This window comes from Gemmata obscuriglobus, from assembly GCF_008065095.1.
Taxonomy (GTDB): domain Bacteria; phylum Planctomycetota; class Planctomycetia; order Gemmatales; family Gemmataceae; genus Gemmata; species Gemmata obscuriglobus.
In genome coordinates this window covers 8,304,932-8,330,678 of the sequence record NZ_CP042911.1, presented here as the reverse complement: position 1 = coordinate 8,330,678, position 25,747 = coordinate 8,304,932, and the positions used below count along the sequence as shown (strand labels likewise).

Genomic DNA, 25,747 nt, shown 5'->3' with positions numbered 1-25,747 from the left:
GACGCGTCCGGCGCGCCCGCGGCTGGCGTGAGACTATACCCGCCACTCCGACACTTGAAAGATCAGCCGCGGATGATTTGTGCCATACACTCCGCGAGCTTCTCCGGCGTGCAGACCAGGATGTCCATCCCGGCCTTGCGGCACTTCCCGGCGGTGTCCTTGTTGTACGACGGTCGGGCGTCGTACCCGAGCGCGCCCAGGCCGATCATGCGCACCCCGCCGTCGGCCATCAGCCGCGTTTGCGCGACCAGATCGGCCTCCGGTCGGCCCTCGTAGAAGTCCGTGATGAGAACGACGATGGTACGCTGCGGCTGGCGCACCAGCTCGTTCGCGTACATCAGCCCCTTCGTGATGTCGGTGCCGCCGCCGAGCTGGATCGAGAGCAGCACGTCCACCGGCTGCCCCACCTGGTCCGACAGGTCCACCACCTCGGTGTCGAACAGCACCAGCGAGGTCTTCACGGCCGGCAGTTCGGCAAAGATGCTCGCCATCACCGCGGAGAAGATCGCGCTCTCGAGCATCGACCCGGACTGGTCCACCACCACGATCACGTGCCAGGGCTTCTTCTTCCGCTCGGCGGCGTAGAAGTACACCTGATCGACCAGCAGCTTGCCCTTCTCCGCGCTGTAGTTCTTGAGGTTCCGGCGCAGCGTGGTCTTGAGGTCCAGGTTGCGGAACACCTTCCGCGGCGAGTGCCGATCCCGACGAATCGCGCCGGTGATCGCCTGCTCGACCTGAACCTGCATCTTCCGCTTCAGCTCTTCGACCACCTGCTCGATGATCTTGCGCGCCAGTACGCGGGTCTTTTCGTTCAACAGCCCGCGGTGGGTGAGCAGCGTTTTCACCAGCTCTAGGTTCGGTTCGATCTTCTCCAGAAGCTCGGGCTTCTCCATCAGCTCCGCGATCCCGCGGCGCTTGACCAGCTCCCGCTGCATCACCTCTTTGGACTGGTTCGGGAACAGCTCGTTGACCGCGTCCACCCAGTCCGGGACGGTGAGCTGCGGGCCGCCGCTGCCGCCGGCGCGCGACGCCGAACGCCCGCGCCCGCCCCGGCCGCCACCGTTCCCATCACCGCCGGGCTCGAACAGGAACCCGACCAGCTCTTCCACCCGCTCGGCGTCGCCGTCGCCCCCGCAGTTGATGCCGTGCTGCTCGGCGGTCTTGCCGAGCACCAGGCGCCAGCGCGCGAGGGTGTGCGGGTCGGCCGGTACTGGACCGGCGTCGCTCTCGTTACCGGTTGTCACGTTCGCGCTCCCAATGGTCGCACTCGAAAGGCCGATTTTCACCGCAGAGGGCACGAGAGGGCGCAGAGAGAAAACGAGAAACGGCGTGATGAAGCCGAGCCTTCTTTCTCTCTGCGCCCTCTCGTGCCCTCTGCGGTGAAACATGTCTTCATCACAACGGCCAGTTCCGCAATGTTGCGGCCACCGCGGCATCAAGCCGGGCCACCAGTGCTGTCGCGCCCAGGCTCCCGCTGACGGCGCGCAGGTCGGTCGAGCCGTCGAGCCCGTAGTGCCGCGCGACGGTCGCCGCGAGCGCGTCCTTCTGCGGGTTCGACAGCCGCTCGATCGCCGCCCGGAGCCGCGGAAGCATCACCAGGAACGGGTCCCATTCTGCGGCCTTCAAGAGGTCGTCGATTGCGGTGACCAGCGCGTCGGCGCCGAGCATCAGCGACGTGCGCGACACCGCCAGCATCCCGTCGAGCAGGTCGCCCGCCGTGACCATCACCTCCGTGGACGCCTGCGCCAGGTTCGACACCTCGGCGGCGAGCACGCCCGGCGCAATCACCCGGATCTCGCACAGCAGCCCCAGGAACGCTCCGCGCAGGAACGGGACCGTCGATTGCGCGGCGGCGTTCTGCGCCGCCTGTGCGAACAGGGTGCGGTCGTACCGCACGCCGTCGCGCAGCACGACCTCGGCCAGCCCGATGAGGCCGTCCACGACGCCCTGCTGCTCCTCTTCCGGCACGTTGGCGGCGTTGGGCAGCGCGAAGCACGCGCGGTCGAAGCAGCGGTTCAGCAGTTCCGCGATCACGTCGCGCCGCAGCCCGCGGAACGCGGCGTACTGTTCCAGTCGGCCGAGGTACTGGAGCGCGGTCGCCTGCGACGCGAACGACGGGTCCGTATCGACCGCCGGCCCGCACGCGTCCTCGGCGGCGGACACGAGGTCCGGCATGTCCATATCGACCGCTTCGAGCAGCCGCGCGCAGGTCTGGCCGGCGCTGCTCCCGGCCTCGGCGAGCGCCTCCCGGAGCCGGTTCAGCGCCGCCGACTCGACCGTGTCGCCGTACAGGTTCTGCTCGATCAGCGCGGGCTCGGTGCGCGGGTCCCACTTGAGGTGCCACTCCTCGCGGAACAGCGTTCCGGAGAAGTCCCCGCCGGTGCCGGTGATCGCGGCGAACGGCACCTTCAGGTAGGACACCCGGTGCAGGAACGCGGACCGCCGCGCCGCGAGCGGGTCGCGCTTGTCGAGCTTCGCCGACATCTTCTTTTCTTTGCCGAGCACCTCGCCGAGTTCGAGGTCGGCGATCTGCGCGTGGAAGTCGTTCACGATCGGCAGCCGGCCGATCTTCGACGTGACCTTGCCGATCCGGTTGCCGATCCCGGCCTGGTCCATCGCGTCGCGGAGCTTCCGGCCCTCTTCGTTCGGGTTGCCCTTGCAGCAGCACGTGACGAGCGCGTCGGAGATGTCGTCGAGCGTCGGGTGGGCGCGGCCCCGCAGGCGCGCGAGCATCCCGGCGTGGTGCGTGACCGAGATCGCGTCGGCGGTGGAGAGCGGGTCGCCGCCCTTGCGCATCGTCCGCAGCACTGCGATGGCGTGCTCCATCGCGATGTCGCTCGCGCGCCCGGCGGCGGTGAGGTCGTAGCACGTCTGGTAGAACTGCGGCGCCCGGTTCCCGGCCCCGTACCCGGACAGCTCGGAGATGCGGAAGTACGAGTACGGCACGACCGTGGTGTAAACGGTCCCCTCCGGACACGGCGGCGGCGCGGCCTTGTCGTCACGGTCGAGGAACAGATGGAAGCCCCCGCAGACGACCATCGCGTCCGCGGGCTTCAGCTTGCGCGCGGCGAGCGTGTCGGCGATCACTTTCAGGAAGTGCCGCTCGCGCTCGACGGTGCCTTCGGCGTGCTCGGCGGCGTGGTCCGCGGTCGCGCGGGCGGCGGCGCAGAACGTCGCCAGCTCGCGGCGGAACGCCTCGTAATCGGTCCCCTCGGGGTTCTCGAACAGCGTGTCCCACGCCTCGCTCCAGCTCTTGAACCCGGCGGCCTCGGCCAGATGCTTGTAGAACCCGCTCGACGTGATGAGCCGGTCCTCGTCGGGCGCGACGCTGGGCGCCTCGCGCGGCGGCTGCTGGCCCTGCGGCTCCGGCACGTGACGCTCGACGCGGGCGTAGTGCGGCAGGTCGATAAACACCACGGCCGCTTTGACGGTCGCCGCCGTCTTCATCGCCACGTACTCGGGCGAGTACGGCGTGAGCGGGTACCAGACCGCGAACCGGGCCGGGATGTCGGCCGCCGGGCTGACGTGGCCGTTCAGCCCCAGCACGTTGTCGTCGTCGCGGTACGAGGAGTAGATCGCGACCGGCGGCGCGGTCGCCGGGTCCGTCACGAAGGGGATGAGGTCGTTGGCCTCGAACGGCCCCTCAATGAAGATCACCTTCGGCCTGCGCGCGGCAATCGCGCTCTGGACGTGGCGCGCGGTGGTGGGCGAGTGGTGCCGCACCGGGAACCAGTACAGCGGGTCCGCGAACACGGCGTCGACGCGCCGCGCGATCTCGGCGGGGTCCAGCCCGGCGTCCGTCAAAGTAGCAGAAGATGAAGACATAAGAGTGTTCACCGCAGAGGGCTGAGTGCGAGAACAGGAAGGCAGTTTCTGACAGGATTAACAGGATAAACAGGATTTAAAAACAAAAGAAATCTGTCTTGGTCTTTATCTTGTCAATCCTGTTGATCCTGTCAAAAACTGCCTTCCTGCCCACAACTGCCCCTCGAGTTCCAACACGCGGACCTGCCCGACGACAGTGGGCTGTAAAACTGTCTTCCCCTCCTACAACTGCTCCACGAGCGCGTCGTGGAACTCCTTCCAGGCTTTCTCTTTCGCGCCGCGCTTCTTCGCGACCACGGTCGCGTACTCCTTCAGCGCGTTCTTGTCATCCTGGTCCTCCTTCACCACCGCGCCGATCATGTTGCGGGCGATGTCCGCCGGCCCCACCTCGCCGGCACCGAAGAACCGGGCGTGCAGCGCCGCGTCCAGCGCCACCCCGATCGCCTCGGCGGTGGAGAGGGTGGTGCTCGGCTTCTTGATGCTCACCCCGTCGCTGCTCTTGCCGTTGCGGATCTCGCGGAACACCGTCGCCAGCAGCTCGATCACCGGCGGGCTGAGCTTCGCCGGCAGGTTGTACCGCTCCAGCAGCTCCGCCGACCGCTGCTGAACGATCTTCACCTCGGTCTTCTGGTCGCCCACGATCGGGATGTGGACGTAGTTGAACCGGCGCTTCAGCGCGGCCGAGAGCTCGTTCACGCCCTGGTCGCGGGTGTTGGCCGTGGCGATGATGTTGAACCCCGGCTTCGCGAACACCATCGCGTTGTCGGGCAGCTCGGGGACCGCGACCGCCTTGTCCGACAGCATCGACACGAGCGCGTCCTGAACGTCCGGCACGACGCGGCTCAGCTCCTCGAAGCGGAAGAGCGCCCCGGCCCGCATCGCGATCACGGCGGGCGACGGAACCATGTTCTGCGGGCTGTACCCGTGCGCGATCAGTTGCGCGATGTTCCACGAGTACTTGATCTGCTCCTCGGTCGTCCCCGCGGTGCCCTGGATGGTGAGCAGCGACGTGCCGCAGATGGCCGCGGCGAGGTGCTCGGACAGCCAGCTCTTCCCGGTGCCCGGCTCGCCGACCAGCAGGAGCGCGCGCTCGGACGCGAGCGTCACGATCGACCGCTCCACGATCCCGTCGTCGCCGAAGAACTTGCGCGTGATCGGCACCTCGACCGCTTTACCGTTGATGGTGGCTTTGAGCGGTTTGGGCGTGCCGACGATGTACGCCAGCACCGCGCGGGGCGACAGCTTCCAGTTGGCCGGCGGGGTGTCGGCGTCGTTCTGGCGCAGCGCCTCGAGCTGGTCCGCGTACCGCCGCTCGGCGGGCTCGCGGAGCACGGTGTCGGGCGTCACGGTCGGCGCCGGCCCCGCGGCGGTCGCGAGCGCGGGTGTCGGGGCGGCGGGTACGGGTTTCTTGGCCATGTTGAGCGCAGAAGGTTCGGGTTACGAGGTAAAGTTCATCGCCTTGAGCAGCGCGGCCTTGTTCACGTTCTCCTTGGAGATCGTGATGTAGTCCGGGCCGCCGGCGAACGTGGTCAGGGGCTGGAGCACGAGCCGGCACCGCTCGTAGTGCATCACGCCGAACAGTGGCGGGTTCGGCACCTTCGCCTTGCGCACCTCCTCGAACGCGGCCCGCAGCGCCTTGCCTTCCGGGTTCGCGCCGACGACCGCGTGGAGCTTCAGCCGCCCGGCGGTCAGTTCGTACACCGTCTGGCCCGGTTCGTCGCCGTCCCCGGGCTTGCCGATGTCGTAGTCGCGGATCACGACCTCTTCCTGAAGCTCGGTGTCCAGGTCGAGCGGCCCGGCCGCGTGCTTCGCCAGGCGCTCCGCCGCGGCCGGCGCGGACCACTGGAGGTAGCGGTCCCACTGCGCGAACGGCTTGCCCACCGTGACCGTGCTCTGGTCCGTCAGCGACAGCTTCCAGCCGCCGACCTCGTCGCCCGACACGGCCGCGTTCGTGACGTTGAGGCTGGTGCGTTCGAGGAACAGGAACGGCGAGAACTTCTGCTTCTGCGGCAGGTGGAGGAACCCCTCCGGCGGGATGTCCTGGTCCTTCTTCAGGGGGAACACCGTGGACCAGCTCACCTTCTGTCCCGCTTTGATCGGCCCGGCGTCCGCGACCGCCCGCAGCCGGAACTCGAACATCGCGAACGCGTTCTCGGCGACCTTCTTCACGACCCCAAGGTTCACCACCTCGACGGCGGGCAGCGGTTGCGACGGCGGCGCCCAGGTGAGGCGGTCGTACTCCTTCTCGTCGCTCGCGTCGAGCGCGTGAATCATCCCGCGGCTGAGCAGCCACGCGCGGTTCAGGAAGAACGTGAACCGGCGGCGCGAGAACGTTTTCTCCTGGCGCGTGAACCGGCCGAGTTCGTCGGTGGCGACGCGGAGCGTGCCGCCGAGGCGCAGGAGCCGCATCCGGGCGGCCTCTTGCATCGCCCCGGCGAGCGTCTGCCGGGTCGCATCGGAGGCGGTGGTGAGCCCGCCGAGAAGCAGTTCTTCGACCGCGATCGACAGTTGGTCGAGCGTGGCGCGGAGCTTCGGGCGGTCGGCGGCGGGCGGTAGCACGGCTAGGCGTCCTCTTCGTGTGCGTCTTCGTCGCCGAACTCGGGCGCCGGCGGGGGCGGCGCGAGGACGCCGCGGGCCACTTCGAGCGTCAGCATCCGGTCGAACAGCCGGAACGTCGTGACCGCTCGCATGAGCGCCCCGGCCGCGGACCGCTCGCCGGCCTGTACGGCATCGACGAGCGTCGTCAGCTTCTCGGCCAAGTGCTCAGCGCCGGCGGTGCGGAACTCGTCGCGAAGAGAGGTCAGGCGCGCGAGGTGGGCTGAACCCGCGGCCCGCACCCCGCGCACCACGAGGTCGTCCATCGCGGCGTGCAGCCGGTCGAGGGCGTCGCGGAGTTCGGCGATTTCGTCCATCGGTCCGGCCTTTTGTCCGTTTTCTACGGTCGTCGCAGCCCCGCGCCGACACGAAACGTTACACCCGGTCACGCCCGCCGTTACGACACAAGATTATTCGCACCAGAACCTTACACCAACAGGGCCGACAACAAGGGCACTCGAATGAGTCGGGCGTAACCGCCGTTGAGCCGTTCGCGGGCTGCTGCCGCGAGTCACTTTTGTGCCACTTCCGGACCAGCTCGACGGCACTCTTATGCCGCTTCCTGTCCACTCCCCGACCCAGCGGGCCACCAAGTTGTTCAAGCGGCTGACTGGCACCACCGAGCTAATTCACGGTCCGGCTTGTGGTGTCTGTTTCTTGTGGCACAGACATTCCTGTCTGTGCGGCGCGAGAAGGCCGCACAGACAGGAATGTCTGTGCCACAAAGACAAAACCAAAACAGACACCAGTAACGGATCGCGTATCAGGGAACCAATCACCGATCCTGTGTCGCTTCGCCCACCGAACTCGCGCGGAACGTGTGCCGTGGAGATAAACGGCTGATGGCACGCACCTGTTCTGGAGCGCTCGCGCTTCGCGGAGTCGATCACATGGCGTAGAAGTCCTCGGGAACCGTCTCCGTCGGCCGCCAGTCGATCTCGCCGGCTTCCGCGCCCTTGTACTTCAAGAAGGTCTCACTCAGGGCGTCCTTGTTCAATGTCGGCTTGTGCGCCTTACTCGCCGTCACCCAGTTGTCCGCCGCCGCCGGGTCCAATTTCCCGGATTTCGCGAGCCCCACCACCAGCACCAGCAGGTGCTTGCACAGCGCCCCCTTCAGCCCGCCGCAAACGTTCAGGTTCTGCGTGCCGCAGCAGAACGTGCCGTCGCTCGCGAGCCGGCACGAATACACCAGGTCCGAGTACGACTGGCTCTTGACCACGCCCACGAGGTGTGTGTCGGTCACGTCGGCGAACAGTTGGAAGCGTTCCGCCTTGAGCATATCCGCCGCTTTTTCGATCCGCGAGGGATCTACCTTCCGAGGCAGTTCCTTGAGGAACGTGTCGAAATCGAGGCTGCCCGCGACCGCCAGGGCGACGGCTGGCACCACTTTCCCGGGGTGCGGTCCTTCCCCGACCCAGTTCGCGCCTTCGGGCGCGGTCAGGCCCTTCGGGAACTTGGTGTCGGCGTCGAACTTCGCTTGAGAGAACGAGGCGTTTTTCAGCGTCGCGCCGGTGAAGTCGGCGCCGCGCAGGTCGGAGAAGGCGAAATCGGCACCCGTCAGATCGACGTTCTGGAAGTTGGTCCGCAGGAACGTAGCCGCCCGCAGGTTCGCGTTCGCCAGGATCGCGCCGCGGAACACCGCGTCGGCCGCTCTGGCGCTCGCGAAATTCGCCTTACGGGCCGGTACGTCGGCGAAACTCGCGCCCTGAATCTGGGAGCCAGAGAACGACGCCTCACTCAGCATCGCGCCGTCGAACTTCGCCCCGCGCAAGTCGAGGTTGTTGAGCCGCGCCCCGGCCAGCTTCTCGTTGCTGAGGTCCGTGTCGCGAAGCGAGCCGAGCGCCTCGCGCTCCTTGTCGGTGCGGGCGTTGAACCGGGCGACCCCGGCTTTACCGCCGCGCAGGTCCGTCAACATTTGTTCGCGCACCTTGTCGCCGGCCGCGGTTTGCGCCTGTTCCTGCCGCGCCCATTCGTCGGCGCTGGGGATCGGGACCTCCAGCGCCTCGCACCACGCGGCACGGGCCAGCGCGAGCAGCTCTTTCGGCTTCAGCGGGCACTTTTTGCTCTCGACTTTGATCGAACCGAGCCGCGGCGCCCCCTTCGACCAGAGATCGACGAGGTTGAGCATCCCCTGCTCGAACGTCGGCGCGTCTACGGAAGAGCTGAACGTGTGCCGGCGCTCGGGCTGGTAGTGCATGTACCCCCCTCCGGGGTACTGGTGTGTGCCGTAACTGCGCAGCGACGCGTGCAGCTCGACGTGCTCCGTTCCGGTCAGCCCCAACTCGATCGACGCGGTGAGCTGTTTGGATTGTTTCGCCGCCTTCGCGAGTTCGAGCATGTTCGGGCCGACCGCGCGGGGCGGCTTGTGAACGAAGCCCTTTGCCTTCGAGGCGTCGAGGCCGTCCACCTTCGCCCCGGTGAGGTTCGCGCCGGTGAAGTCGGCCCCAGCCACGTTCGCCCCGGTGAGATCCGCCCCGGCGAGGTTCGCACCGCGGAAGTTGGCCTTACGCAGGTCCGCGTTTGTGAAGTTGGTACCGCGCAGGTCGGCGTCCACGCACGTCGCGCCGGCGAGGTTCGCGGCTGTGAAATCGGTCTTTTGCAGCTTGGCGTGCGACAGATCCGCTCCGGTGAAGTCGCACCCGCCGAAGTGCGACTGCTCGAGTTCCGCGCCGCTAAGGTCGGTCTTCTTGAACGTGCAATCGGTCGCGCGGGTGAAACTTCCGGTGCGGATCTTCAGCGTCGCGCCCGAAAAGTCGCACCGCACGAACTCCGCTGGGTTCCAGCGGACACCATCCATCTTGACGTTCTTAAGGCTGCAATTCTCGGCGTCCGAGAACGAGCCTTCGGTGAACCGGGCGCCGTCGAACTTGGCTCCCTTAATCTTGTCAAAAGACACGTTGCTGAGAGAGCAATTGCGGAAGTCGCTGCCGTCGAGGGTGATGCGGTACAGGGTCGCCTCCGCGAGTTCGATCGTGCGGAAGTCCGTCCCAGCCAGGTCGAGCGTGGCGCCGCTGACGCTGAGTCGTGACTGCATCCGGCTCCAGAACTGGTGATCGCGACGCGGCCCCTTAAGAATTGCAAGGAACTCGTCGGCCGTGGGCAGAACGAGCTGGTAGAAGCCCGCGGCATCCAGCACCCGCACGCTGGGGTGCTGCTTCTGGATCTTCGCGACGGCGGCGGGCGGCTTGCCGCGCGTCCCTGCCCCTTGAACCACAATGTCCGGAGCGGCCTGCTCGCCATCCACGAGCGTACCGCCCTCGTCCTTGATCGCCTGTTCGAGTTCCGTCTGCTGGGACCAGAACTTGCCGACGAGCGCGACCTTCTGCCCGGCGAGTTTGCCGGTCGGTGCCTTCGCTTTTGCTGCTTTCGCTGCCTTCGCCATGGGCAAACCTTTCAAGGCTCCGACTGTTTGTTCGGTTCCCTGGGACCGCGGGCGTCCCGCCCGCCGCTCCGCGCGTGGCATCGCAACTCGGTCCGCCGAAACGTCGCTCGACACGCGAAGCCAGGCGGGCCAGAGGCCCGCGCTCCGGCGCGGTCACATCACATCGCGTAAAAGTCTTCGGGCACGGTTTCCGTGGGCCGCCAGTCCACCTCACCGGCCTCCGCGCCCTTGTACTTCAGGAACGTCGCGGTCACCACGTCCTTGTCGGGCTTGTGGCCGTCCGCCGTCTTCCCCATGCGGCGGGCCTTGTGCAGCCAGTCGAGCGCGGTCGCGGGGGCGAGTTGTCCGGCCTTCACCAGCCCGGCCACGAGCACCAGCAGGTGCTTGCACGGCGCCCCGCGCGACACCACGCACTGGATCAGGTTCTGGGTGCAGCACGAGTACCGCCCGTCCTGCGCGAGCCGGCACACGTACACGCGCGACGCCGACGACTGGCTCCGCACGATCCCGCATACGAACTCGGTCTGCACGTCCGCGTAGAGCTGGAACCGCTCGCCGCGGAGCATCGTGAGCGCCTTCGACAGCGCCCCGGAGTCGGTGACGCCCTGCGCCGCGTCGAGGAAGTCGTCCCACGGCGTGCGCGTTTCGGGGATCTTCGGTGTGGCCTTGGATTTCGCCATGGGCGTACCTCACTCGGTGCGATCGGAACCCAGGGGCTCTCGCCCCTGGCTACTCAGCGGCCGCCCCTTTGGGGCTAAAACCAACACGCGTCTGATACATGAACCCATCTGCGGTGTCGCTTGTGTTGACGAGCCGCGACCGCCAGGGAGCGGTGCCACGTATCCCGCTCCCTGGCGGTCGCGGCTCGTCAACACAAGCGGCAGTATCACCGGATACGTGTATGAGAGCCCTGGAAGGGCGACGGTCTGGTAGCCAGAGACTCGCGCTCCGGCGCGGTCACATCGCGTAGAAGTCTTCCGGCACGGTCTCGGTCGGGCGCCAGTCGATCTCGCCGGCCTGCGCGCCCTTGTACTTCAGGAACGAGTCGGCGATGTGGTTCTGCACCGTCTTGTTCCACCGCGGCCCCTTGCTGTTCGCGGCCACGACCCACTTGTCCGCGGTCGCGGGGTCGAGCTGTCCGGCCCGGGCCAGGCCGATCACCAGCACCAGCAGGTGCTTGCACGGCTCGTCCGCGAGCCCGCGACACTGGGCCATGTCCGCGGTGCCGCACGAGTAGGTGCCGTCCTCCGTGAGCACGCACGAGTAGACCGTGTCGATGTCGCGCTGGCTCTTCACGATGCCGCGCACCATCGCCGGCTCGACCTCGGAGAAGATCTGGTTCCGCTGCTTCTTGAGCATGTCGAGCGTGCGGGCCATCCGCTTCTCGTCGATGACCGTGTGGAGCCGGGCCATCAGCCCGTTGATGTCGTGAGCAGCCGCGTTCTTGCCCCGGCCCGTCAGCCGCGGGTCGGTGCCCGTGCCGTGCCAGTGCATCTCACCCGGCGGCACGAAGCCCTCGGGCCACGCCGTGTCCTTGTCGAAGTAGGAGTGCATCAGGGCCACGTCGGTCAGCGTCGCGCCGGTGAAGTCGGTCCCGGTGAAGCCGACGTTGGTGGCGTCGGCCCCGGTGAGGTTCGCGCCCGCGAACGTCCCCTTGCGGAAGCTACTGCCCGACAGCTTCGCGCCCGCGAGCGCCGCACCGGTGAAGTCGGTCGCGTCGAACACGCCGCCGGTGAGCCCCGCGCCGGTGAGGTCGGCCCCGGCGAACGACGCCTTTTTCCAGGTGCCGCCGAGCCGGGTTCCGTCGAGGCGGGCGCCCGCGAGCTTGCACCCAGCGAGTACGGCGCCGTCGGCCGACACCCCGCGCAGGTCGATGCCGGACAGGTCCGCGCCGCTCAGGTCGGCCCCGGTCAGTGGGATTGCGGCCCGCGCCGGGCCGGTGAGCCGGTTCCACTTCGCCACACCGGCGGCGCCGCTCTTCAGCACCGCGACCCAGTCGGTCGGGGGCTTCTTCCCGGCGCCGGCCTTCTTGGCCGCGGGCTTCTTGGCCGCGGGCTTCTTGGCCGCGGGTTTCGCGCTCGCGGCGGGCTTCTTCTTGGCCATCGGGCTCACATCGCGTAGAAGTCTTCGGGCACGGTCGCTGCTTTCGGTGCGGCCTTCTTCGCCGCCACTCTGCCGTGACTCTCTTGGGCCGAGTTGTGCAGAATTATGACGCGCGAACGCGCGCCCGCAAGGTGCGCAGAGCGCGAAAAACGCGTGAAGCCGGTGGGGCCGGAACGCGTCACGCGAGCACTTCGCGCAGCACCTCACCGTGAACGTCGGTCAGCCGGCGCTCGATGCCGTTGTGGTAGAACGAGAGCCGCTCGTGGTTCAGCCCCAGGAGGTGCAGCACCGTGGCGTGGAGGTCGTAGATCGTGGCCCTCTTGTCCGCGGCCTCGTAGCCGAAGTCGTCCGTCGCGCCGTGGCTGAACGCGCGCTTCACCCCGGCCCCCGCGAGCCACACCGTGAACCCTTTCGGGTTGTGGTCGCGGCCGCTCGCCCCCTTCTGGAACGTCGGCATCCGCCCGAACTCCGTCACCCACACCACTAACGTGTCTTTGAGCAGCCCCGTGCGCTTGAGGTCGGTCAGCAGGGCCGCGAGCGGCCTGTCGAGAACCGCCGCGTGGGTCTCGTACTGCGGCTTGATGGTCTTGTGCCCGTCCCAGTTGCCGACGCCCTCGCCCATCGCGTACGCGCCGTTGAAGAGCTGGACGAACCGCACGTCGCGCTCCAGGAGCCGCCGGGCGAGCAGGCAGTTGCGCGCGAACCCGGCCTTCCAGCGGTCCTTGTCGTCCGTGCCGTATTCCGTGTGAACCCGCGCGGGCTCTTTCGACAGGTCGGCGACCTCCGCGGCGCGGAGCTGCATCCGGGCGGCCATCTCGTAGCTCGCGATCCGCGCGCTCAGTTGCGAGTCGCCGCCGCGGGCCTGCGCGTGCTCGGCGTTGAGCAGCTTCAGGAAGTCGCGGGTGTCGGCGTCCGCCTTCGCGGTCACGCCCGCGGGCCGGGCGAGGTGCGGGATCGGCTTGTCGGCGCTGAACGGCGTGCCCTGGAACACCCCGGGCAGGAACGCGCTGCCCCAGTTGTTCGGCCCCACCTGCGGCACGCCGCGCGGGTCCGGGATCGCGACGAACGCGGGCAGGTCCTTGTTCTCGCTCCCCAGCGCGTAGCTCACCCACGCGCCGGTGCTGGGGAACCCGTCGAGCGTGAACCCGGTGCTCATCTGGTTCTCGGCCGGGCCGTGCGTGTTGCTCTTCGCGGTCATCGAGTGAACGAAGCACATCTCGTCCGCGAGCCCGGCGAGGTTCGGCAGCAGATCCGAGACCATCTTGCCGCTCTGGCCCCGCGGCCTGAACGCCCAGATCGGTTTGACGAGGTTCCCCTGCGCGCCCTGGAACGTGACCAGCTTGTCGCCGCCCGGCAGGGGCTGGCCGTCGCGCTTCACCAGCTCGGGCTTGTAGTCGAAGGTGTCGACGTGGCTGACCGCGCCGGAGCAGAACACGACCAGCACCCGCTTCGCCTTCGGCGCGAAGTGCGGCTCGCGGGCGCCCAGCGGGGCGTTGGGCTTGATGTCGGGCCGGAGGGGGGACGCGGCGTCGCCGGCGAGCAGCCCGTGCTCGGCCAGCAGCGCGGCGAGCGCGATGCCGCCGAGGCCGGTGCCGGCGTCGCGCAGGAACGCGCGGCGGTCCGTGAGCCAGTGCGGGGCCCGGGCGGGGGGGCGGAGGGGCATCGGTGGGGTCTCGCTTCGGCGGAGGGTCGAAACGAGGATACCCGACTCAGGCCCACGCCGCGAGCAGTTTCGTGTGATCCGACAGGTCGCTGAACAGGAGGTCCGGGGCGCACCCGGCGAGTTCGTCGAGCGGGTGCCACCCGGTCGCGACCGCGACCGCCTTGGCCCCGATCGCGCGGGCGCACGTCACGTCGTGCGGGGTGTCGCCGATCACCCACACGTCCGCCGGGGCGACGTCGCGCCCGAGGTGCGCGACCGTGTGCGCGAGCGCGGCCCGGGCCACGTCGTCGCGCTCGTACCGGTCGTCGCCGAACCCGCCGCACACGAAGTAGTCCCACAGCCCGAAGTGGGCGAGCTTGTGCTGCGCCCCCACGCGCACGTTGCCGGTCAGCAGCCCCAGCACCGCCCCCGGTTGCGCCGCGAGGTGCGCGAGCAGCGCGGGGATGCCCGGGCACACCTCCCCGCCGCGCTCCCGCAGGTGCCCGGGCAGGTTCGCGAGGTACGCGTCGCGCAGCTTGTGTTGGTTCGCGAGCGTCGGTTCGATCCCGTGAACGACCAGCAGGTCGCGGCCGATGGCGCCGTCCGTGCGCCCGCTGTACGTCACGTCGTCGCGCAGCTCGGCCACGCCGAACGCGGACGTGAGGGCCTGCTCCATGGCGGCCTTGCCGGCCCCGCCGGTGCGGACCAGTGTGCCGTCGATGTCGAAGAGGATGATTGGCATGATTGGCGTTATACTGAGTGCGGGGTGCGGAGCCCGGAACGAACGCATCTCCCGTTCGCGCTGCGCGCCCCAGATCCGGAAAGACCTTATGCGCGTCCTTGCGATCGGTGACGTACACGGCTGCCTCGGCCACCTCGACGACCTGCTCGCGTGGGTCGCCCCCGCCGCCACCGACGAACTCATCTTCCTGGGCGACTACGTGGACCGCGGCCCCGACACGCGCGGGGTGCTGAACCGGCTCATCGAGCTGAAGCAAAAGCGGCCGGTGGTCTGCCTGCGCGGGAACCACGAGGTGATGATGCTGGAGGCGCGGTTCGGCAGCCGCTCCGACCGCAAGCAGTGGCTCTCCGTGGGCGGGGTGCAGGCGCTCGGCTCCTACGGCCCGGCCCTGGGCGTGAGTGGCACCTTCGACGACGTCCCCGGTGGGCACTGGGAGTTCCTCGAGTACGAACTCGTGCCCTACCACGAAACGGACCGCTTCATCTTCGTCCACGCCGGCGTGTACCCCGACGCGGCGCTGGACGACCAGCCGGACAACATGCTGTACTGGGAGTTCTTGCCCGAAGCGATGCGGCACTGTTCGGGCAAGCAGGTGATTTGCGGGCACTCGTCGCAGCGGTCGGGGCTGCCGAAGGTGATCCCGGGCGCGGTGTGCATCGACACGCACGCCTACGCGGGCGGCTGGCTCACCTGCCTCGACGCCATCTCCGGCCGGTACTGGCAGGTGGACGTGATCGGCCGCAAGCGCGAGGGGCGAGTGGATTACGAGGAGTAAACTCGGTCCCAAGTCCCAGGTCTGAAGGTCGCAGGTCGTAAAGTCGAAAACCTCCAGGGGGTTGGTTTTCGACTTTACGACCTGCGACCTTCAGACCTGGGACTTGGGACTGATTGAGAAGTGCGGGTTCTGGATCAGCCCGATGTGGTTCCCGAACGGGTCCGCGACAGTCGCCATTTTGATACCCTCGCCCACGTCCTGAATCGGGTCCACGACCGTCGCACCGAGTCCCGTGACGCGTGCCAGCTCTGATGTGATGTCGGCGGTACCCCAGTAGGCGACCGTCCCGCCCGGCCCAATTACCCCTTCGGGGTGCAGCCCCAACTCGAACCCGCCCACGTTGAAGCCCACGTAAAACGGCTGGTCGAAGTAGGGCGCGACGCCCGCGAACCCGGTGTACCACTGCTTCGCGGCGTCGAGCTGCTCGGGGCGAACGTGAACGATCAGGGTGCGAAGGCCGAGGAGCATGAATTCCGCCTGTTGTGGGTTGATCGGTTTGAGGCGCGGGGGCGATCGCATTACAATGCACGGGAGCCGGGAGGGAAGCAATGTCAGCCAACGCGCCGATCGAACCCGAATGGCGAACGGCCCTTCTGTCGTCTGCCGCTGCGCTCCGTCGGGTTGCGAACTACACGCTGCCGCACGAACTCGACCGCCGCGGGCTGGAACTCGGCGAGCGAAAGGACGCGCTGACCGCGGACGAACGCGCCGAACTGCTCGCGTGGGTCGCGTTCACACAGCAGCGGTCCGCCGAAAAACTCGAAGCAGAACTGGCCCTGCGCCGGCTCGTGTCGATCTGCCCCGAACTCGCGAACCCGGCGTGAGCGCCTTCTCCGAGGTGCGCCGGTCCGAAGTCGCCACACGCGCCGGTCATCGTTGCGAATATTGCCACCTCCCGACCCGCGGGCAGGTGGCCACCTTTCCCATCGACCACATCCTTCCGCGGCGCGATGGCGGCACCACCGACCTCAGCAACCTCGCCCTGACCTGCCCGCACTGCAACGCTCACAAATGGACGGCCGCCACCGGTTCGGATCCCGAAACCGGCGAAACCGCTGCTCTGTTCAATCCCCGTATTGATGATTGGGAGTTGCATTTTGCTTGGGCCGATGACGGCTCAGGCGCGTTGCGCGGACGCACGGCCACTGCCCGCGCCACCATTTCCGCGCTGGGTATCAACGATACCGACATGCTCGCTCTTCGGATTCTACTCGCGGAGCTGGGGCTGTTTCCTGAATCGGCCGGCGGATAGCTCGGCGTGCGCCAGAAACCCTCTTCCGATCACCCGGCGCAAGCGGGTAGGATAGCAGGTCTGCCGGCACACACTCGGAACCGCCATGCGCCTCACTCTCCTCCTCGCGCTCGCGCCGCTCGTCAGTTCCACGGCCGCGGCCCGCGACGACCGCGCGAAGCCGCCCGCGGTCGATTTCGCACGCGACGTGCAGCCCGTTCTGGCGAAACACTGCGTGTCGTGTCACGGTCCGGACAAGCAGAAGGGCGGGCTGCGCCTCGACCGCGGCGCCGACGCACTCAAGGGTGGCGATTCGGGCGCCGCGATCGTTCCGGGGAAGCCGGCCCACAGCCCGCTCCTCCAACGATTGACGGCGGAGGACGCGAGCGAGCGCATGCCGCCCGACCGCGATCCGCTCACGCGCGCGCAAATCGAAACGCTCTCGAAGTGGGTCGAAGCGGGCGCGAAGTGGCCCGCCGCCACCGGGACCGCCGAGCAGCACTGGGCGTTCGTGCCGGTCAAGCGCCCGACCCCCGATCCGAAACACCCCGGACGCAATCCGATCGACGCGTTCGTAACCGCGAAGCTCAGCGGCAACGGGCTGTCCCTGTCCCCGCAGGCGGACCGCCGCACGCTCCTGCGGCGCCTGAAGTTCGACCTGCTCGGGCTCCCGCCCACGCCGGAGGAAGTGGAGGCGTTCGCCGCGGACAAGAGCCCGGACGCCTACGAGAAGCTCGTGGACCGCTACCTGGCGTCGCCGCACTACGGCGAGCGGTGGGCGCGCCACTGGCTCGACGCGGTCCGGTTCGCGGAGTCCAACGGGTTCGAGACCAACCAGCCCCGGCCGAACGCGTGGCACTACCGCGACTACGTCATCAAGGCGCTGAACGACGACAAGCCCTACGACCTCTTCGTGCGCGAGCAACTCGCCGGCGACCTGCTGGGCGCGGACGCCGCGACCGGGTTCATCGTCGGCGGCGCGTGGGACGAGGTGAAGAGCCCCGATACCACGCTCACACTGAACCAGCGGGCCGACGAACTGCACGACATGGTCGGCACCACCGGGGCCGCCTTCCTGGGGCTGTCGGTGGCGTGCGCGCGGTGCCACAGCCACAAGTTCGACCCCATCCCGCAGCTCGACTACTACCGGATCAAGGCCGTGTTCGCGGACGTGCAGCACGGCGAGCGCCCGGTGCGGACCGGCGACCCCGTCGCCCGCGCGAAGGAGGCCGACCGCCTGCGCGCCCAACTCGCGGCGCTGGAGCAGCGACTCGCGGCGCTGGAGCCGCTCGCCGACCCGGTCGCGGCCGACGCCCGGCGCGCCGCGGTCAACCCGAAGCGGAACACCGACCGCATCAAGCCGGCGCGGGCGAAGTTCGTGCGGTTCGTGGTCTTCGAGACCAACAACCTGGAGCCGTGCATCGACGAACTGGAGGTCTTCTCCGCCGGGCCGAACCCGGTTAACGTCGCGCGAGCGTCCGCCGGGGCGAAGGCGGTCGCGTCGGGCACCTACCCCGGCTCGCCGAACATCCACGCGCTGGCGTTCCTGAACGACGGCCGGTACGGGAACGGCCGGAGCTGGATCTCGAACCGGAGCGGCCGCGGGTGGGTGGAACTCGAACTCGCCGAGCCGGCCCTCATCGACCGCGTCGTGTGGGGCCGCGACCGCGAGGGTCGGTTCGCGGACCGGCTGCCGATCCGCTACCGCATTGATGTCTCGCTCGACCGCGAGTCGTGGAGCGTGGCGGCGTCGTCGGACGACCGCGCGCCGTTCGCGAAGGACGCCGCACTCGTTCCCGGGGGCCTGACTGCCACCGAAAAGGCCACCTGGGCGTCACTCGCGCAGCAGATCGACGGGTTGCGGCAGAAGCTGACCGACCTCGATCGCGGGCCGGTGGCCTACGCCGGCCGCCTGGCGCCGCCCGAGGTGACGTACCGGCTCCACCGCGGCGACGCGACGCAGCCGCGCGAGGCGGTCGGCCCCGGGGCGCTCACCGAACTCGGGCCGAAGTTCGACATCCCCGAAGGCGCGAGCGGACCGGAGCGCCGGCTGGCGCTCGCGCGGTGGATCACCGACCCGCGGCACCCGCTCACCGCGCGCGTCGCCGTGAACCGGCTGTGGCAGCACCATTTCGGCGTCGGGATCGTGGACACCCCGAGCGACTTCGGCAAGAACGGCGCGAAGCCCTCGCACCCCGAACTGCTCGACTGGCTGGCGTCCGAACTGGTCGAGCGCAAGTGGTCGCAGAAGGCCGTTCACAGACTCATCGTGACGAGCGCGACCTACCGGCAGGCGTCGGCGGAGCGGCCCGACGGGCTCGCGAAGGACGCGCAGTCGCGGCTCCTGTGGCGGTACCCGCCCCGCCGCATTGAGGCCGAACCGCTGCGCGACGCGGTGCTGTTCGTGAGCGGGACGATCGACCTCACGATGGGCGGCCCCGGGTTCGACCTGTTCGAGCCGAACGGGAACTACGTGAAGGTGTACGCGCCGAAGAAGCGGTTCGGCCCGGCCGAGTTCCGCCGGATGATCTACCAGCACAAGCCGCGGATGCAGCTCGACGACACGTTCGGCGTGTTCGACTGCCCGGACGCCGGCCAGATCGCGCCGAAGCGCAACGTGTCCACCACCCCGCTGCAAGCGCTCAACCTGCTCAACAGCGGCTTCGTACTTCAGCAAGCCGATTCCTTCGCGGACCGGGTCCGGAAGGACGCCGGAGCAGATGTCGGAGCGCAAGTGAAGCGTGTGTTCGCGCTGGCGTTCCAGCGCCCCCCGAGCGCGAAAGAGTCGAGCGCCGCGGCCGCACTCGCGCGGGAGCACGGGCTCGCGGCGCTGTGCCGCGCGGTGCTGAACGCGAACGAGTTCGTGTTCGTGGACTGACATCCGGTGTGAAACGAGTTCAGCCGTTTCTCGTTCGCCCCCGACAGCCGCCCGCAAGAGTGCGGGGTGCGGCGCGGAAGTCGTTCGTGAGTGATCTGCGCGGCGGTGCGGCGAGTGGCGATCGAGGAGATGGGGACCGGGGCCGCACGGACCGAAAAAGCCGAGCCGGTCGTGTACGCGCTCCCGCGCCCTTTTCAGAGGCGGCGGGAGCGGTTCCGTCGGCCCGGTTCATCACCCTTTAGCGGGCGACTTCCGCCGCCCGGCTCGTGCGGACCAGGTCCGCCAGCGCGTCGGCGCTCAGCCCGATGTCCGCGAGCAGTTCGTTCCGCTCGCCGTGCTCGATGAACCGGTCCGGGATGCCGCGGCGCACGACGTTCCGCGTGTCGAGGCCCGCCGCGTTGGCGGCCTCCAGCACCGCGGAGCCGAACCCGCCCTCAACGGTCCCTTCCTCCACCGTCACGACCAAGGGGAGGGCGTCCACCGCGCGGAGGATGGTGTCCTTGTCGAGCGGCTTCACGAACCGGGCGTTGACCACGCCCATGTGGATGCCCTCCGCCTTCAGCTTCTTCGCGGCGGCCACGCAGTTCGACAGCAGCGTGCCGAACGCGACGAAGCACCCGTCCTCGCCCCACTCGATCACCTCGGCCTTGCCCAGTTCGATCGGCGCCACCGGCTCGGCGCGCTCCATCGTCTCCAGGTTAGCCTTCGGGTACCGGACCGAGATCGGCCCGGTGTGCTGCAGCGCGAACTTGACCATCGGCGCCACGTCGGCCTCGTCGCCGGGGGCCATGCTCACCATGTTCGGGAACAGCCGCATGTACGGCACGTCGAACACGCCGTGGTGCGTCGGGCCGTCCGGGCCGGTCAGGCCGGCGCGGTCCATCAGGAACGTGACGTGCAGGTTCTGCAGGCACACCTCCTGGAAGATCTGGTCGAAGCTGCGCTGCAGGAACGTGCTGTAGATGTCCACCACCGGGTTGGCGCCGGACTTGGCCATGCCGGCCGCGAACGCGACCGCGTGGCTCTCGCAGATGCCCACGTCGTGGAACCGGTCCGGGAAGTCCTCGCGCACCTTCTCCAGCTTGTTCCCCTGGCACATCGCGGCGGTCATCACCGCGATCGTGGGGTCGTCCTGCATCGCCCGGTGCAGCGCGACGCTGACCGCGTCGGTGTACGCCCTCGCCCCGCCCTTTTTGAACGACACGATCGCGCGGTCCGGGCCGACCTCCGCGAACACCGGCGGGGTGTGGTACGTCACCGGGTCCTCGGCCGCCTGCGGCACCCCGTGCCCCTTGTTGGTGAGCACGTGCAGCAGGATCGGCCCCTTCTGCCCCTTGAGGTCCTTGAGGATCTTGCGCAGCGCCGGCAGGTCGTGCCCGTCCACCGGCCCGAAGTAGCGGAACCCGAGCTCCTCGAACAGCATCCCGTCCTTGATCCACGCCTTGAGCCCGTCGCGCATCGCCTCCAGCGACGCCCGGGCCGTCTCCCCGATGAGCGGGACGTGGTCCAGGATCTGGTTGATGCGCCGCTTGCCGCCCTGGTAGAGGCCGGTCATCCGGCACTGGTCGAAGTACTTCGCCACCCCGCCGGTCCGCGGGCAGATCGACATCTTGTTGTCGTTCAGGATCACCAGCGTGTTCTGGCCCATCCCGCCGATGTTGTTGAGCGCCTCGAACACGATCCCCGACGGGAACGCGCCGTCGCCGATCACCGCGACCGCGTGGTTGTCGGGGCGGCCCATCAGCTCGTCGCCGGCCTTGAGCCCGGACGCGGTCGAGACGCTGCACCCGGCGTGGCCGGTCATGAACAGGTCGTACTCGCTCTCGCCGGGGTGCGGGAACCCCATCAGCCCGCCCTTGGTGCGGATCGTGTGGAACTGCTCGTAGCGGCCGGTGATGAGCTTCTGCGGGTAGATCTGGTGCCCGGTGTCCCAGATGAGCCGGTCCTTGTCCTTCGAGAAGTCGAAGGCGAGGTGGAGGGCCACCGTCAGCTCGACCACCCCGAGGTTGCTGGCGAAGTGCGCGGGCCGCGTGGTGAGCACGCGGATCAGCTCGTCGCGGATCTCGTGGGTGAGCTGCTGCAACTGCTCGTCCGAGAGCGCGTGCAGGTCGGCCGGGGATTGGATCTGCGGCAACAGTTGCGTCGTCATGTCGTTCCCCCGGGAAGCGGTGGGGAGTGACCCGGAAAGAGCGGGGCGTGGGGGCGGAGGCCGGCACCGGCGGGTGCGCCTTCACCCCTCACCCCTCACTTCCGGCCCTCACTCCCCACTCCCCACTCCCCACTCCTTACTTCTCTCGAGTCACCACGTACCGGGCCAGGTCCGCGAGCGGTTCGCTGCCGAGTCGTTCGGCGGCGGCGACCGCGAGCTGGCCCAACTCGGCCGCCCGCCGCCGGGACGCCTCAACGCCGAGGAGCCCCGGGTAGGTCAGCTTCCCGCGGGCGGCGTCTTTGCCCACCCGCTTGCCGGCCTTGTCGGCCGTGCTCTCGACGTCCAGCAGGTCGTCGGTCACCTGAAATGCCAGTCCGAACGCGTCCGCGTAATCGTCCGCCGCCTTCAGCGCCTCCGGGCAGGCGCCCGCGGGCCGCTCGGCCTGCGCCGCGAACACCCCGAGCCGCAGCGACGAGCGGAACAGCGCGCCGGTCTTGCGGCGGTGGATGTCCTCGAGCCGCCCCACCCCTTGAAGGGCGGTCGGGCCGGCGGGGACGCGGCCTTCGGCTTCGAGGTCGAGCGTCTGCCCGCCGACCATCCCGACCGCCCCTGCGCCCTTTGCCAGCTCTCTGCAACTAACCGCAGCGGTCCGGGGCGCGTAACCCGCACACACGACCTCGAACGCGGCCGTCAGCAGCGCGTCGCCCGCGAGGATCGCGAGCGCCTCGCCGAATTTCTTGTGGCACGTCGGCTGCCCGCGGCGCAGGTCGTCGTCGTCCATCGCCGGCAGGTCGTCGTGGATCAGCGAGTACGTGTGAACCATCTCCACCGCGCACGCCGACGGCAGCGCCGCATCGGGGGCGCCGCCCGCCGCCTCGCACGCGAGCGCCACCAGCAGCGGCCGCAGCCGCTTCCCGGGCGAGAACAGGCTGTACGCCATCGCCTCGGTCAGCGCCGGCGGGGCATCCCGGGTCACCAGCCCCAACGCGTCCCGGAGGGCCAGTTCGACCCGCTCCTGGCGCGCCTTCAGTGCGTCCAGTAGCCGATCGGCCGCCGAACCGGCGCAGCCCGCGGGAGCAGCAATGTTATTAACTTTGCGTTGCAAAGCCAACCGGGTTTGGGTGTCACCGGTGTCAGATCCCGAAGTCATTCCGTTATTCCCGGGTCGCGTGCGGGCGGCGGTGCGGGCTTGCGCACGGCGGCCTTCGCGGTTTCGATGGAGGCGACGTGATCGAACGGGCGCAGGTCGGCACCACCCTCTTCGTTCAGGCCGGCGAGCAGTTTCACCTTTTGCTCGGCGTCGCGGAGCTGGCCGTAGCACTGCCGGAGCAGGCTCACGCCCCGCTCGTAGCGGCTCAGCGCGTCTTCGAGGGTGGTGGTGCCGTCTTCGAGTTCGCGCAGGATGCCGTCGAGTTCGTCCAGCGCGAGTTCGAACGGGACGGGCGCGGCGGGTGGCTCGGGCATGGCGTGCGTCCCGTCCCTGGGGCAGAGAAAGAAAGGCGAAGTGCGGAGCCCGGGGCGACGGGCGGCGCCGGCGGTGCTACCCGCCGGCCGCTGGGGTCTGGTCCGGGTCCGAATCTCGCGCTCCGGGGTTCGTGCGTTCCGGGTCCGTCGGTTCCGTGGCCGTCACCAGCGAGCGAACGGTGCCGCCGCGGACGCGGGTGAGGAGCAAATCGCCCGGCCGCAGGTGGTCCACCTCGCGGACCAACCGGCCGTCACCCGTGTGCGTCAGGCTATAACCGCGGCCGAGCACCTGCAAGGGGCTTAACGATTCTAACTGCGCGGAACGCCCGGCCAGCTCCTGTGCCGCCTGAAGGAGCCGGTGGCGGGCCGCGCGGTGCAGCCGCTCGGCGATGTCGTCGAGCCGCTGCCCGGAGTTGTGAACCCGCTGGAGCGGGAGCCGGAACGCCTGGCGCGCGGCGATCTGGTCGAGCCGCTGCTTCGCGAGCCGGAGGCGCCGCGCCACCGATTCGCCCATCCGCTCGCGCAGCTCCCCGAGGGACGCGAGCAACTCGCGCCGGTCCGGGGTGAGGGCGATGACGGCGGCGGTCGGCGTCTCGGCGCGGTGGTCGGCGACCAGGTCGGCGACGGTCACGTCCGTCTCGTGCCCGACCGCGGACACCACCGGCACCTCGGATTTGAAGACCGCGTCCGCGACGACCTCTTCGTTGAACGCCCACAGGTCTTCGGCGCTGCCGCCGCCGCGGCCCAGGACGATCGCGTCGAAGGCGAGCTTGTTGTTCCGGTGGAGCCAGTTCAGTTGCAGCAAGGCACGGGCGACATCCTGTGCGGCGCCCTCGCCCTGCACCCGCGACGGGCGGACGACGAGTTCGGTGAAGGGCCACCGCTGCGCGAACACCTCGATCATGTCGCGCACCGCCGCGCCCGTGGCGCTGGCGATCAGCCCGACCCGCTGCGGCGGGCGCGGGAGCGGGCGCTTGCGCGCGGGGCTGAAGTACCCCTTCGCGAGCAGCTTCTCCTTCAACTGCCGCAGCGCGAGTTCCGCGCCGCCGACGCCCTTCGGCTGCACCTCCTCGACGACGAACTGGTACTCGCCCTTGGGGTCGTAGACGGTGAGCCGGCCGCGGGCGATGATCTCCATGCCGTTCCGGAGATCGAACCGGAGCCGCAGGTTGATCCCGCGGAACGCGACGGTTTTGATCTGGGCGGTGGCGTCCTTGAGCGTGAAGTACCAGTGCCCGCTGCTGGCGCGGGTGAAGTTGGACACCTCGCCCGCGACCCACACGGACAGGAACTTGGCTTCCAGTGTGCCGCGCACCTGGGCGGTGAGCTGCGACACCGTGAGCGGCTGAACGGCGGGTTTCGGGACCGCACTCATGGCCGACGCACCAGGTAAATGGGGTCACCCTGCTGATCGTGCATACAGCATACCAGCGTGAGATGTCCGAACGCAGCCCGGTCGGCCCATTCCTGCTCGATCAGCAGCGCGGCCGCGCCGGGCGGTAACGATTGCGGGTCCGAGAGCCGCACCGCGGGCCGGGCGTAGTAGAACGTTACCCCCTCGTCCTTCAGCTTGAAAACGTGCAACGGCCCGTCCGGAACGTGCTCGCGCAAGGCGGCACCGGTGGCTTCGGCGTTCCGCCCCGCGGTGCGGCTCGGGACGACCACCTCCACGAACACGACCTTCGCCACCGCCCAGCAGAGCAGGAAGGTGAGGAGCAATGGCAACCTACCCCCCAGCGCCCTCCCTGAAGGGAAGGGGAGAGAAGGCACTCCGGAACCGGTTCGCGTATTCGGTTCGCTGGACGGATCATCCGAACTCCCCCTCCCTTCAGGGAGGGGGTTGGGGGGTGGGTTGCCTTTCGTGCTGACCCACGCGAGCAGCCCCATCACCGCGAGGCCCATGAGGCCCGCGCTGACGGGCAGCGCGTACCGCACGTTGTGGTTCGGAACGAGCGTCCAGAACAGCAGGTTCGGCCACGTCCAGCAGTGGAGCAGTTGCAACAACAGCTTCCCGCGCGCGTCCCACCGCTTCCAAACGCTCGGCCGGAACGTGAGCAGCGCGAACCCCGACACCGGGAAGTGCGCGGCGAGCACCGCGAGCGGGTACGTCACGAGTTCGGCCCACGGGTAGCCCTTACTCGCCTTCGGGGCGAACCGGTACGCCGCCTCCTTGCGGACCGTGTCCGCCAGCGCGTCCCAGCCCACTTCGTGGACCACCGCGGCGGCCCACAGCGCGCACGCGGCGGTCGCAACACCGACCGCAACGAGGTGGCGCCAGCCGAACAGCAGCCCGAGGCGCCCGCGCCAGATCAGCAGCGGGACGGCGGTAAGGTAAAAGAACGCCGGCGCGGTCCACTTCGTGAGCGCCCCGCCCGCGACACACAGCAGCGCGCCGACCCAGAAGCCGAGGGCAACTCGGCGGCCTTCGGCTTCAACCGCGCGGTACAGGAGGACGATCGCGGCCGTCACCCAGCCCACGAGCGTCATGTCGATTTCCGCGCTCGGCACCTTGTCGAGCCACAGCACCGAACACGGGAGCAAAAGGGCGATCAGCAGCCCCGCACGCGCGCCTAGCGTGCGGGAAAAGAGGCCGTACATCAGTACGACCGACAGCGCCGCGGCCAGAGCCGAGGGGAGCCGCGCGGTGGCGGCGGTGACCTCGCCGAAGGGGAGGCTGCACAGCCCGATCGCGACGTAATGACCGGGGGGCTTCGTGAGGAACGGCTCGCCGTATAGCATCGGGTACAGCCAGTGCCCTTCGAGGCACGAGCGGCCGATGATCGCGCGGAGGGCTTCGGTCCGGTACAGCGGCCCCGCGGAGGTGCCGTACAGGAACAGGAACACGCACCAGCCCGCGACCAGCGCCGGCGCGAGCCGCCCGCGGGGCAGCGAGACGTGCAGAGGAATGCGTGTCGCGAGTCGAATCGGCGGCCTCCTTGCTGCGCCGGAGCGCGGGCCTCC

20 protein-coding genes are annotated in these 25,747 nt (G+C 68.9%); 4 read left to right on the top strand and 16 right to left on the bottom strand.

The features are described from left to right. Positions 1–62 precede the first annotated feature (62 nt). The 10 genes from GobsT_RS34515 to GobsT_RS34470 form a co-directional block, all read right to left on the bottom strand. On the bottom strand, positions 63–1,244 hold the full coding sequence (locus GobsT_RS34515) for a VWA domain-containing protein (RefSeq protein ID WP_033198442.1): 1,182 nt from the start codon (positions 1,242–1,244) through the stop codon (positions 63–65). Between the two features lie 151 nt (positions 1,245–1,395). Continuing rightward, a complete protein-coding gene (locus GobsT_RS34510) occupies positions 1,396–3,825 on the bottom strand; it encodes a DUF5682 family protein (protein WP_148087982.1) in 2,430 nt (809 codons plus the stop codon). A 222-nt stretch (positions 3,826–4,047) separates the two neighbouring features. Next, the gene (locus tag GobsT_RS34505; protein WP_010050046.1) at positions 4,048–5,241 is read right to left on the bottom strand and encodes an ATP-binding protein; all 1,194 of its coding nucleotides are present in this window, start codon (positions 5,239–5,241) and stop codon (positions 4,048–4,050) included. A 21-nt stretch (positions 5,242–5,262) separates the two neighbouring features. Further along, positions 5,263–6,384 carry a hypothetical protein gene (locus tag GobsT_RS34500; protein WP_010050047.1) on the bottom strand — a complete coding sequence of 374 codons (1,122 nt, stop codon included), beginning with the start codon at positions 6,382–6,384 and terminating at the stop codon, positions 5,263–5,265. A 2-nt stretch (positions 6,385–6,386) separates the two neighbouring features. Further along, positions 6,387–6,737: a hypothetical protein gene (locus tag GobsT_RS34495; RefSeq protein WP_010050048.1), complete on the bottom strand. Its 351-nt coding sequence runs from the start codon at positions 6,735–6,737 to the stop codon at positions 6,387–6,389. A gap of 569 nt (positions 6,738–7,306) precedes the next feature. Then, complete coding sequence (locus GobsT_RS34490) at positions 7,307–9,802, bottom strand: pentapeptide repeat-containing protein (RefSeq protein ID WP_010051522.1); 2,496 nt, start codon at positions 9,800–9,802, stop codon at positions 7,307–7,309. A 158-nt stretch (positions 9,803–9,960) separates the two neighbouring features. Beyond that, complete coding sequence (locus tag GobsT_RS34485; protein WP_010051524.1) at positions 9,961–10,482, bottom strand: hypothetical protein; 522 nt, start codon at positions 10,480–10,482, stop codon at positions 9,961–9,963. A gap of 277 nt (positions 10,483–10,759) precedes the next feature. Further along, positions 10,760–11,905: a pentapeptide repeat-containing protein gene (locus GobsT_RS34480; RefSeq protein ID WP_010050674.1), complete on the bottom strand. Its 1,146-nt coding sequence runs from the start codon at positions 11,903–11,905 to the stop codon at positions 10,760–10,762. 178 nt (positions 11,906–12,083) lie between these two features. Beyond that, positions 12,084–13,568 carry a DUF1501 domain-containing protein gene (locus tag GobsT_RS34475; RefSeq protein ID WP_010050678.1) on the bottom strand — a complete coding sequence of 495 codons (1,485 nt, stop codon included), beginning with the start codon at positions 13,566–13,568 and terminating at the stop codon, positions 12,084–12,086. Between the two features lie 46 nt (positions 13,569–13,614). After that, complete coding sequence (locus GobsT_RS34470; RefSeq protein ID WP_010050687.1) at positions 13,615–14,289, bottom strand: HAD family hydrolase; 675 nt, start codon at positions 14,287–14,289, stop codon at positions 13,615–13,617. Between the two features lie 88 nt (positions 14,290–14,377). Here GobsT_RS34470 and GobsT_RS34465 point away from each other — a divergent pair, with 88 nt between their 5' ends. Beyond that, positions 14,378–15,064: a metallophosphoesterase family protein gene (locus tag GobsT_RS34465; protein WP_010050690.1), complete on the top strand. Its 687-nt coding sequence runs from the start codon at positions 14,378–14,380 to the stop codon at positions 15,062–15,064. Positions 15,065–15,154: 90 nt separating this feature from the next. On the opposite strand, the gene GobsT_RS34460 is transcribed toward GobsT_RS34465, so the two are convergent. After that, the gene (locus GobsT_RS34460) at positions 15,155–15,583 is read right to left on the bottom strand and encodes a VOC family protein (protein WP_197905164.1); all 429 of its coding nucleotides are present in this window, start codon (positions 15,581–15,583) and stop codon (positions 15,155–15,157) included. Between the two features lie 29 nt (positions 15,584–15,612). Here GobsT_RS34460 and GobsT_RS39155 point away from each other — a divergent pair, with 29 nt between their 5' ends. The 3 genes from GobsT_RS39155 (at position 15,613) to GobsT_RS34450 (ending at position 19,173) form a co-directional block, all read left to right on the top strand. Then, entirely contained in the window at positions 15,613–15,888 is a 276-nt protein-coding gene (locus tag GobsT_RS39155) for a hypothetical protein (RefSeq protein ID WP_010047475.1), read from the top strand. After that, positions 15,885–16,316, top strand: a complete 432-nt coding sequence (locus tag GobsT_RS39150) for an HNH endonuclease (protein WP_010047477.1) — start codon at positions 15,885–15,887, stop codon at positions 16,314–16,316. The genes GobsT_RS39155 and GobsT_RS39150 overlap by 4 nt, the downstream gene beginning before the upstream one ends. Before the next feature lie 85 nt (positions 16,317–16,401). Continuing rightward, positions 16,402–19,173: a PSD1 and planctomycete cytochrome C domain-containing protein gene (locus GobsT_RS34450; RefSeq protein ID WP_010047480.1), complete on the top strand. Its 2,772-nt coding sequence runs from the start codon at positions 16,402–16,404 to the stop codon at positions 19,171–19,173. Between the two features lie 238 nt (positions 19,174–19,411). Here the strand turns inward: GobsT_RS34450 and dxs are convergent, their stop codons facing one another. The 5 genes from dxs to GobsT_RS34425 all read right to left on the bottom strand — a co-directional run bounded on the left by dxs (position 19,412) and on the right by GobsT_RS34425 (position 25,630). Beyond that, positions 19,412–21,322, bottom strand: a complete 1,911-nt coding sequence (gene dxs / locus GobsT_RS34445; protein WP_010047482.1) for a 1-deoxy-D-xylulose-5-phosphate synthase — start codon at positions 21,320–21,322, stop codon at positions 19,412–19,414. A 136-nt stretch (positions 21,323–21,458) separates the two neighbouring features. After that, positions 21,459–22,361: a polyprenyl synthetase family protein gene (locus tag GobsT_RS34440; RefSeq protein WP_417936416.1), complete on the bottom strand. Its 903-nt coding sequence runs from the start codon at positions 22,359–22,361 to the stop codon at positions 21,459–21,461. Between the two features lie 107 nt (positions 22,362–22,468). Next, on the bottom strand, positions 22,469–22,786 hold the full coding sequence (gene xseB / locus GobsT_RS34435) for an exodeoxyribonuclease VII small subunit (protein ID WP_010047486.1): 318 nt from the start codon (positions 22,784–22,786) through the stop codon (positions 22,469–22,471). Positions 22,787–22,862: 76 nt separating this feature from the next. Further along, positions 22,863–24,161: an exodeoxyribonuclease VII large subunit gene (gene xseA, locus GobsT_RS34430; protein WP_010047488.1), complete on the bottom strand. Its 1,299-nt coding sequence runs from the start codon at positions 24,159–24,161 to the stop codon at positions 22,863–22,865. Next, on the bottom strand, positions 24,158–25,630 hold the full coding sequence (locus tag GobsT_RS34425; protein ID WP_010047490.1) for an ArnT family glycosyltransferase: 1,473 nt from the start codon (positions 25,628–25,630) through the stop codon (positions 24,158–24,160). The genes xseA and GobsT_RS34425 overlap by 4 nt, the downstream gene beginning before the upstream one ends. Positions 25,631–25,747: the final 117 nt, after the last annotated feature.